This window comes from Microbacterium sp. CCH5-D1 (genome assembly GCF_001557335.1).
Taxonomy (GTDB): domain Bacteria; phylum Actinomycetota; class Actinomycetes; order Actinomycetales; family Microbacteriaceae; genus Microbacterium; species Microbacterium oxydans.
In genome coordinates this window covers 20269-30186 of the sequence record NZ_LSJW01000201.1, presented here as the reverse complement: position 1 = coordinate 30186, position 9918 = coordinate 20269, and the positions used below count along the sequence as shown (strand labels likewise).

The window sequence follows — 9918 nt, the reverse complement described above, 5'->3', positions numbered from 1 at the left end:
GAGTAGGAGGGGGACTGGGAGCGGCGCGCGGGTGTGGTTCATTCCGCCGCGATACGTCGATCCTGCGCAGACCCCGAGGCTCGGCGGTCGCGCACGCCTCGACGTCGCTGCGTGAGGATGTCGGTCTCTGGTGGGCTGGTCTCTGGTGAGGCTGGTCTCTGGTGAGGACACCGCCCGACGGTGCGATGTGCTCCGTCTTACGGCACCGGTCGACCCCGCCTGAGGAGTGTGATGAGGGCGGCTGTGCTCTTGAGGCTCAGCGGCGCCCGTTGACAGCTGGCCTGCCCACTCCGGCGCTGCCTACTCTTGCCCTACCCACTCCTGCCCTACCCACTCCTGCCCTGCCCACTCCTGCCCTGCGCAGACGGTCGGCGATCAGGATGCCGAGGGCGGTGCCACCGACGCAGCTGGCGATCGTCACGGCGAAGAAGGCGACCTGGGCGAAGAGAGACATGGATCCGAGATCGAACCAGGCCCACGCCGAGATCGGGTAGACGACGCCCACGACGACGGCGCCGACGTAGTGCATCCACGTTCCCCAGTAGCGCCAGAGCACGAACAGGAACGGCAGCTCCGTGAACGCCGCCCACCAGAGATTCGTCAGCACGCTGCTGAAACCGTACCCGGAGAACGGGACCATCACGAGGCCGGCGATCAGCGCGACGAGGAGTCCGACCAGCGGCTTCCGCAGCAGCCTCAGCGCGATCACGGACGGCAACAGCCACAGGCCGGCGAGGGCCATGCCGACGAAGGGCAGCGGCCCGGTCAGCAGCGTCGAGAACCAGTTCATCGGCGCGAGCAGCACCGCCCCGGCGACGCCGAGCGCGGCACAGGTCAGCAGGATGGCGGTGGGGAAGCGGAATCGTCCACCGGCGACTGACGCGCGATGTCCGGCTGCTGCTGCTGCGGGAGCATCTCCCACTGATCCCCTGGAGGCGAGGCCATCGGCTGCATCCGTTCCGCTCACGCGAGGGGCTCCGCTGCAGCGTCGCGCGCGGCCTTCGAGGCGGGGGATGAGGCGCCGATCTTCCAGTAGCCGCAGAAGCTCACGGCATTCTTGTCGACCCCGCGTGTGCCCACGAGATGCTTGCGCGCCCCTGAGGCGAGTGCCTGCTCGCCCGCCGCATACGCGTGGAACGGCGCATCCGGCAGGGCAGCGCGTGCCAGCGTCTCCAGGGCGAGCGCCCCGGGAGCGATGCCATGCGGCCGCACGATCCACACGACCTCGACGCCCGAGGGATGCGTGAACGCGAGAGCGTCGTCGTCGCTCGGCACCTCCACGATCGCGGTGCCCGTCGCAGTGGCAGGCAGCGAGGCGCAGATGGAGGAGATCGCGGGCAGGGCGGTCTCGTCGCCGACCAGCACGACCCGCTTCACCCCGCGCTGCGGGTTGAACGTGAGGCCTTCGTCGATGATCAGCACGTGCTCGCCAGGCTCGCAGGTCTCCGCCCATCGCGACGCGGGGCCGGCGGTGCCGTCCGTGGCCGAGCCGTGCAGCACGAAGTCGACGTCGATCTCGGCGCCGGCCTCCGCGGTCGCCGGACGGTACGCGCGCACGCTGTAGTTGCGCATCACCGGACGCTCACCGTCGGGGATGCGCAGGAACTTCAGGTACCCGAACACCTTGTTCGCCTTCGCCGGCACCCGGTCGAGCCCGGCATCCCCTCCGATCGGCAGGAACAATCGGAACCACTGGTCGAACCCCATCGGCCGGAACTTCTCGATCTCGCCACCGCCGAGCGTCACCCGGATCCAGTGCGCCGAGAGCTGCTCCGTGCGCAGCACCGTCAGGTGGAGGAGTTCGGACGACTCGGGCTTGACCATCTTGCTGAACGCCATCAGGACGCCTTTCAGGGAAGCTGCCAGGGGAAGAAGACGACGAAGATGGCTGCAGAGGCCAGCAGGGTCGCGACCGTGAAGACGGTGTCTCGCGTCCGGAACGGGACCAGGTGCCGCTCGGTGCGCGTCGGATGTGCACCGAACGCCCGCGAGTCCATCGCCAACGCGACGCGCTCGGCGTGGCGGATCGCGCCGGCGAGCAGCGGCACGATGTACCCCCACCCCCGGGCGATGCGCGCGAACGGACCGCGACCGCCGTGATACCCGCGCACCCGATGGGCCGCCCTGATCACGGAGAGCTCATGCCCGAACCGCGGCACGAAACGGAAGGCCGCCAAGGCCGTGTAGCCGATCCGATACGGTACCCGCAGCTGCTGCACACTGGCCCGCACCAGGTCGGGCCCGCTGGTGGTGAGCCCGCCGACGAGCGCGAGAGCGACGATCGAGCCGAGCCGCAGCGCTGTCGCGAAGCCGAGGAGCAGGGCCCCGCTGTAGAGCGTCCAGTCCCCGATGCGCACGACCGGAGTGGAGTCGTGGACCAGTCCGGTGTCGACCCACAGGGAGAAGCCGATGCCGATCAGGAGCATCCCGGCGGGGAGAGCGAGCAGCAGCAGGGCGAGGAGCCGCACGGTGAGACGCGCGCCGACCAGGATCAGCGCATAGGCGAGCACCAGGAACGCGGCGGGGGTCGCCAGATCCCGTACGAAGACGAGCAGCACCATCGTTGGTGCGAAGCCGGCGACTTTCGCGAGCGGATTCAGTGCGTAGAGGAACTGCCGGCGCGACGTCGCCGTCATGCGTGCATAGGGGTCGAACGTCGTCGCGGTCATGAGCTCACCCCGAGGCCGGCGGACGCCAGCACGCGTTGCAGGGCCGGCAGCTGCAGCCCTGCATCCGTGAACAGCAGTTCGTCCTGCAGGAGCGCGGCGGTGGGCCCGGTCGCCCGCACCCGACCCTCGGCGAGGAGCACGACGTGGCTGGCGTGCTCGGCCACCAACTGCAGGTCGTGCGTGACGATCAGGATGGTCGTCCCGTCCGCGCGCAGCTCCTGCAGCAGATCGAGCAGCTCAGCGGCTCTCGCACGGTCCTGTCCGAAGGTCGGCTCATCGAGCGCCAGCACACGGGGCCGGGTGATCAGCGCCGTGCCCACCGACAGGCGCCGCTTCTCACCGCCCGAGAGCAGGAACGGATGCACGTCCGTCTTGTGCTCGAGTCCGAAGCGCGTGAGCATCTCGTCGACTCTCGCCGTGATCTCGGCGTCGGGCACATGGCGCAGCCGCAGCCCATGGGCGAGCTCGTCGAACACCGTCGGAGCGATGAACTGGTGCTCGGGATTCTGGAACACGAACCCGATCCGTGCGGCGAGGTCGCGGGGAGACGCGGTCCCCGGGTCGATGCCGTCGACCGACACCTGTCCACGCGGTGGCGGTACGACGCCCGCGAGTGCCTGGATCAGCGTGGTCTTGCCCGCCCCGTTCGCACCCACGATGGCCGTGAGACTGCCGGGGGCGAGGTCGAGGTCGACACTGTGGAGGATCTCGGCACGACGTCGGCGCACCGTCAGCCCTCGCGCGCGGATGATCGGCTCGACCCGTGTCGTGGCGTCGCTCTTCGTCGTCGAGGGGGACGACGTCGTGCGGCTCGACGACGTCGTCTGGCTCGATGGCAGGGACGAGACCGGCTGACCTTCGAGTGCGACGGCGAGTTCCTGGGGAGACAGCGGCAGCGGATCGAGTGTGAACCCCTGGCCCCGGAGTCGGAGCGCCGTCAGGGTGGCGGCCGGAAGCCACACGCCCATCCGGACCAGCTCGTCGGCGTTCTCGCGGATGATCTCGGCCGCCGGTCCGTCGAAAGCCACCCGACCCTCGCGGTCGAGCACGATCGTCCGCGTGACGAACGACATAGCCGCATCGAGGTTGTGCTCGACGAGCAGGATGGCGCGGTCACCCGCAGCGACCACCTCAGCGAGCGCGGCGTACACGTCGTCGATGCCCTGGGCATCGAGGTTCGCGGTCGGTTCGTCGAGCACGATGAGGGGTGAGCCCATCGCGAGGGCACCGGCGATCGCGAGTCGCTGCCGTCCGCCGCCGGAGAGGTGGTCGGGGTTCACCGTGCGCCGTTCCCAGAGCCCGACGCGGCGCAATGCCTCCTCGACGCGACTCTCCACCACGTCGAGCGGCAGCCGCAGGTTCTCGGGGCCGAACGCGACCTCGTCGTACACACTGCCGGTGACGATCTGCGCATCGGGGTCTTGGAACACCATCGCCACGCGGGTGCTCAGAGTCGCGGTCGGGGCGCTCGCCGTGTCGATGCCGCCGGCCTCCACCGTGCCGATCATGGCTGTGGGGAGGGCGTGCGGGATGAGCCCGTTGAGGGCGAGGGTGAGCGTCGACTTGCCCGAACCGGAGGGCCCGAGCAGGAGCACGACCTCTCCTGCATCGATGTCGAAGGTCACATCACGCGGAGAGGGGTGCGCCGCATCGGCGTGGGTGAGGGAGAGGTCACGCACGCTCAGCAGGGGCGCGGATGGGCGCACGGCGGAGTCCCGGGTCGGCGGATCGTACCCTTCTAACTTAGCTGAGCCTTACCTGATTATCCACGCGCACAGAAGCCCTCCGGCGGATGACATCGATCATCCGGTGGACGGACGTGGAGCGGCCGAAGAACCGGCATCGTCGTAGAGGCGCCGACCGGGCGCCGCATGAACGAGGGAGCACCGTGCCACAAGACACGAACACGCACACGATCGCCCGACCGCACCGTACGGCGCGGAGGGAGCAGCCGACGCCTCCACCCGAATCGGATGCGGCACGTCGTCGCGGCGAGCTCGGCCGGATGGTCGGCATCGACTTCGCGCGCTTCCTGGCGATCATCGGCATGTTCTGCGCCCACCTGCTCCCGCCGGCCGGCCTGCCAGGCCACGTCGAAGGGGTGTCGACCATCGTCGACGGGAACGCCTCGACCCTGTTCGCCGTCGTCGGCGGGATCAGCGTCGTGCTCGCCACCCGCTCCTACCTGGAACGCGGCCACGTCGCCGCCGCACGGTGGGCGATGGCTGTGCGGGGTGTGCTCGTCATCCTCATCGGGGCGACGCTCGCCCTGGCGCCGGGAAGCATCGTGGTCGTCCTCGTCTACTTCGGTGTCGCCATGCTGTGCAGCATCCCGTTCCTCAGGGTGAGTCCGCGCTGGTTGCTCGTCTCCGCGGCGATCCTCGCGATCGCGGGGCCGATCCTCAACGCCTTCCTGCGACAGGCCCTGGGGGTCGTCGGGGAGGGCGGCGGAGTGTCCTGGCCGCAGTGGGGGGAGCCGGCGGTGGCGCTGCGCGCGATCTTCGTCACCGGCACCTATCCCGTCGTGACCTGGATCGTCTACGTTCTCGTCGGGATGGCCGTCGCCACACTGCTGATCGCCGCTCGGCGCAACGGGACGGAGAAGCGATTCCTCGCGTGGACGGCCGGCATCGGCGCCTTCCTCGCCGTGTTCGCCGTGTCGACCAGCGCCCTCGTCTACGAGTTCTTCGGGCGCGCGGTCCTCGTCGCGACCCTGCCGCCCGAGGCGGCTGCCGCCACCGAGAGCATCATCGGCACGCCGGGCTTCGGCGCTCCGCTCTCTCCGCAGTGGTGGGCGCTCCTGCTGCAGACGCCGCATACGGGGACGACCCTCGACATCCTGCGCGGGGTCGGCATCGCACTCTTCGTCATCGCGAGCATGCTGTTCCTCGCCGGAGTCCTCCCCAAGTCCGCGCTTCGCGTGCTCGAGCCCGTCAGGGCGGCGGGGGCCGCTCCGCTCACGGTCTACACGGTGCACGTGCTCGCCGCGGCGGCCACCTCGTTCGTGCTGCTCTCCGGTGCGGTCGACGCGTCGACGGATCTCCCGTGGTGGTACCTGGGGCCGGCGATCCTCGGTGTCCACATTCTCGGCGCGATCGTCATCGGCGCGATCCTGGCGGCGCTGAAGCGTCGCGGTCCACTCGAGGCGCTCGTGAGCTCGGTCTCGGGCGCCGTCGCGCGGCGGCTGGGCGGAGTGCCTAGCGGCGGGCGACGCCGGCGCGGCTGAGTGCCGAGCCGATCGCGAGGCCGATGGCTGTCCACGCGATCGGCCCGAGCACCGAGATCGCGAGGTAGAGGATCTGCGCCCACAGCGGCATCACCGAGAGGTGGGCGGCGAAGAACACCACGACCGCCACGAAGACGCCGATGATCGCCGCCGAGAGGAAGAAGCGCCACGGGCCCCAGGAGCGGTAGCGGGTGAGGGCGGCCACCCCCTCCTGGATCAGGCCGAACAGCAGAGCGGTGCCGATGAACCGCAGCGCCCAGGCCGGGTTGAAGGCGCTCGCGATCAGAGCGGCGAACACATGGGTGATCAGCGCGACGAGCGGGAGGCGCAGCACCTCCTGCGCGATGATGCCCGGCAGCACGTGCGAGCCGAGGACCAGGCCGTAGAGGAACAGCAGGGGGCTCGCCAGCAGCACCGGAGTCACCCACCCGGCTATACCGGCGAGGATGCCCGTGGCGACCCCGATGGCCGCGCATACGAGCAGGACGCGGGTCGTCAGGACAGAGGTGCGGGCCACCTCTCCAGCTTACTGTCGACGTATCGCGAGGGCGGCCGTGGATAACCCTGGCCGATCGGCGAATGCCGGGTGACCGATCGGCCAGACTTCCTGAGAATCGCCAGGGTCGGGCATATGTTGGCCGCGGTGCAGCAAGAGGGCCGCACCGTGATCATCGGGAGCACCACATGGGTCGAACACCCCTCCGGATGGCGGCAGCCACCACCCTGGCCACGCTGTTCATCGCATCGACGGCAACCGCGGGCTACGCGACGGAGGAGGTGACGCACCCCGTCCCCGTCGCAGGCACACCAGGGCACTACATCGTGGTGATGAAGTCGGATCCGCTCGCCACCTACGAGGGCGACGTCAAGGGTCTGAAGGCCACCAAGCCCGCCGAAGGCGACCAGCTCGAGACGCAGTCGCAGGATTCGCAGCGCTACGTCGAACATCTCCAGACCGAGCAGGAAGACCTCGTCAGCGACATCGGGGTCACGCCGGACACCACCTATCAGGTCGTCCTCAACGGCTTCAGCGCCGACCTCAGCGGCGAGCAGGTCGATGCGCTCCGCGCCTCGAAGGACGTCCTCGGCGTCTACCCGGATGAGATCCGTCACCCCGACGCGCAGAGCTCGACCGACTACCTCGGCCTCGGCGACGACCGCAAGGGCAAGGGCGGAGTGTGGCAGCAGACCGGAGGGGTCGCGACCGCCGGAGAGGGCGTCGTCGTCGGTGTGATCGACACCGGCATCGCCCCCGAGCACCCCTCCTTCGAGGGGAAGAAGATCAAGAAGCAGAAGAAGCAGCACAACCGCAACAAGGGCGGGCAGCCCTACACCGACGGCACCTACGTCTACTTCGACAAGTCCGACGGCGGGCAGTTCCAGGCCGCGATGGTCGAGGGTCAGGACTGGGACACCAGCGACTACTCCTCGAAGCTCATCGGCGGACAGTACTTCTACGCCGGGGCCGAGGCCGCCGGCTTCGACTTCCAGTACGACTACCTCTCGCCGCGTGACGGCGACGGCCACGGCTCGCACACCGCGAGCACGGCGGCGGGCAACTTCAAGGTCAAGGCCAGCATCGAGAACGTCGATTTCGGCACGATCTCGGGTGTCGCCCCGGCCGCGAAGATCTCGGCGTACAAGGCCTGCTACGTCGGCCCCGACACGACGGTCACCACCGACGACATCTGCGCGCAGAGCGACCTGATCGCCGCGATCGACCAGGCCGTCGCCGACGGCGTCGACGTGATCAACTACTCCATCGGCGGCGGAGCTGCGAGCACCGTGATGGCCCCGGAGGACCTCGCGTTCTTCAACGCCGCAGCAGCAGGCGTCTTCGTGGCGACGAGCGCCGGCAACGACGGACCTGACCCGGTCACGGCCGACCACGCCTCGCCCTGGTACACCACGGTGGCCGCATCGACCATCCCGACCTGGGAGGGCACCGTGCAGTTCGACGGGTTCGCGCAGGCCGGAGCCTCGGTGAGCGTGCCGTTCGGTCAGAAGGTCACCGGCCCGTCGATCGCCGCAGTCGACGCCGCGGCGGCGGGCGCCGTCACCCCGCAGCTCTGCCTGCCCGGCACCCTCGATCCTGCCAAGGTCGCCGGACACATCGTGGTCTGCGACCGTGGCGGCAACGCCCGCGCCGAGAAGTCGCAGGTCGTGAAGGACGCCGGCGGCATGGGCATGGTGCTCGTGAACGTGCCCGGCGGCGCCGACTCGCTCGACAACGACTTCCACGCGGTGCCGACCGTGCACCTGAACGCCGTGCACCGCGCGGCCGTGCTCGCGTATGTGCAGGGCGGCGTGGATCGTCCCATCACCCTTGTGGGTGAGAACACCACCGGCGTCGTCACCCCGACCCCGCAGATCGCGGGCTTCTCGAGCCGCGGGCCCATGCTGGCCGACGGCAGCGACGTGATGAAGCCGGATGTCGCGGCTCCCGGTGTCGCGATCCTCGCGGCGACCGAGAACGCTCCGGGGGAGAAGCCGACGTTCGGCATCCTCTCCGGCACGTCGATGGCCTCCCCGCACGTGGCCGGCCTCGCCGCGCTCTACCTCGGCGAGCACCCCAAGGCGACGCCAGCGGAGATCAAGTCGGCGATGATGACCACCGCCTACGACACCGTGCTGCCCGACGGATCGAAGAACACGAATCCGTTCGAGCAGGGTGCAGGCCAGGTCGACCCGAAGCGCTACCTGAACCCGGGTCTGCTCTACCTCAACGGTGTGAAGGACTGGGCGGCGTTCCTCGACGGGAAGGGACTGTCGGACTTCCCCGGCATCGACCCCATCGACGGCAGCGATCTGAACCAGGCGTCGATCTCGATCGGCTCCCTGACCAGCGCACAGACCGTCACCCGCACGGTGACCTCGACCGAGAAGGGCACCTTCACGGCCAAGGCCTCGGTGCCCGGAGTGAACGTCAAGGTCACGCCGCAGCAGTTGAAGTTCGACCGTCCGGGCCAGACCAAGACGTTCACGGTGACCTTCGACAACGCCACGGCTCCGGTGGAGCAGTGGGCCACCGGTTCGCTCACCTGGACGAGTGCGAAGAACTCGGTGCGCTCGCCGATCGCGCTGTTCCCGGTCACGGCCGATGCGCCGGCCGAGGTCACGGGCAGTGGCGTCGACGGCAGCACCGCTGTCGAGATCACCCCCGGTCTCACCGGTGACCTCGCGCTCGGACTCTCGGGTCTGACGCCGTTCGAACTGCTCGCCGACGCGGACAACCCCGTCGAGGGGCACTCGGGTGACGAGAAGTCGGGCGACGCCAACAAGGATGTCTCGTGGATCGTGAACGTACCCGAGGGCACGACCCTCTCGCGGTTCGACCTCGATTCGTCGGACGACAAGGGCAGCGACCTCGACCTCACCGTGTACCGGGTGGTGAGCCCGGACGACCTGCAGTACTACGAGCGCTGGCGTTCGGCCACCGGCTCGGCGGACGAACAGGTCACGATCCCGTCGCCGAAGGCCGGAACCTACCTGGTGGTGGCGAACATCTACTCGACGACGGGCCCGATGACGTGGGACATGACCTACGCCAACGTGCTGGCCGACGGCGAGGGTGACCTCACGGCAACGCCGAACCCGCTCGCCGCGGTGCGCGGCAAGAAGACGTCGTACAACCTCGGCTGGACCGGCCTGACCGCCGGCACCCGCTACCTCGGGGTCGTGCAGTACGGCGAATCCGACGTGCGCACCGTCCTGACGGTCGACGTGCCGGCGGCGAAGGCTCCGGAGACTCCGGCGCCCGAGACGAAGGCACCGGAGACTCCGGCGCCCGAGACGAAGGCACCGGAGGCCCCGGCACCGGAGACGAAGGCACCGGAGACCCCGGCACCCGAGGCATCACCGACGGGCGCGCCTCCGACGAGTGCGCCGGAGACGGCGAAGCCGGAGTAGCCCTCCACACACACACACGACGCCCCGCGGTCTCCCTTCCGCGGGGCGTCGTGTGCGTGGCGCTCGGAAACAGGCGATCCCGCGGAGACAGGCCGATTCGCGAGGCAGCCGCCT

Annotated in this window: 7 protein-coding genes; 2 read left to right on the top strand and 5 right to left on the bottom strand. The window is 69.5% G+C overall.

Annotated elements, in window-relative coordinates; genetic code table 11:
• Positions 1-256: 256 nt before the first annotated feature.
• From AX744_RS12175 to AX744_RS12160, 4 genes are read right to left on the bottom strand one after another with little or no spacing between them, the layout of a single operon-like run.
• Positions 257-967 (bottom strand): ECF transporter S component, encoded by a 711-nt coding sequence (locus tag AX744_RS12175; RefSeq protein WP_231728800.1) that lies wholly within the window; start codon positions 965-967, stop codon positions 257-259.
• Positions 964-1839 (bottom strand): siderophore-interacting protein, encoded by an 876-nt coding sequence (locus tag AX744_RS12170; RefSeq protein ID WP_061017139.1) that lies wholly within the window; start codon positions 1837-1839, stop codon positions 964-966. The genes AX744_RS12175 and AX744_RS12170 overlap by 4 nt, the downstream gene beginning before the upstream one ends.
• Positions 1840-1850: 11 nt before the next feature.
• Positions 1851-2669, bottom strand: coding sequence for an energy-coupling factor transporter transmembrane component T (locus AX744_RS12165; RefSeq protein ID WP_061017137.1), 819 nt, complete (start codon positions 2667-2669; stop codon positions 1851-1853).
• Positions 2666-4375 (bottom strand): ABC transporter ATP-binding protein, encoded by a 1710-nt coding sequence (locus AX744_RS12160; protein WP_061017135.1) that lies wholly within the window; start codon positions 4373-4375, stop codon positions 2666-2668. The genes AX744_RS12165 and AX744_RS12160 overlap by 4 nt, the downstream gene beginning before the upstream one ends.
• 182 nt (positions 4376-4557) lie before the next feature.
• Here AX744_RS12160 and AX744_RS12155 point away from each other — a divergent pair, with 182 nt between their 5' ends.
• The gene (locus AX744_RS12155; protein ID WP_082738509.1) at positions 4558-5895 is read left to right on the top strand and encodes a heparan-alpha-glucosaminide N-acetyltransferase domain-containing protein; all 1338 of its coding nucleotides are present in this window, start codon (positions 4558-4560) and stop codon (positions 5893-5895) included.
• Here the strand turns inward: AX744_RS12155 and AX744_RS12150 are convergent.
• Positions 5867-6412 carry an ECF transporter S component gene (locus AX744_RS12150; protein WP_045264328.1) on the bottom strand — a complete coding sequence of 182 codons (546 nt, stop codon included), beginning with the start codon at positions 6410-6412 and terminating at the stop codon, positions 5867-5869. The two genes, AX744_RS12155 and AX744_RS12150, sit on opposite strands and share 29 nt — an antisense overlap.
• A gap of 167 nt (positions 6413-6579) precedes the next feature.
• Here AX744_RS12150 and AX744_RS12145 point away from each other — a divergent pair, with 167 nt between their 5' ends.
• Entirely contained in the window at positions 6580-9804 is a 3225-nt protein-coding gene (locus tag AX744_RS12145) for a S8 family serine peptidase (protein WP_197429226.1), read from the top strand.
• Positions 9805-9918: the final 114 nt, after the last annotated feature.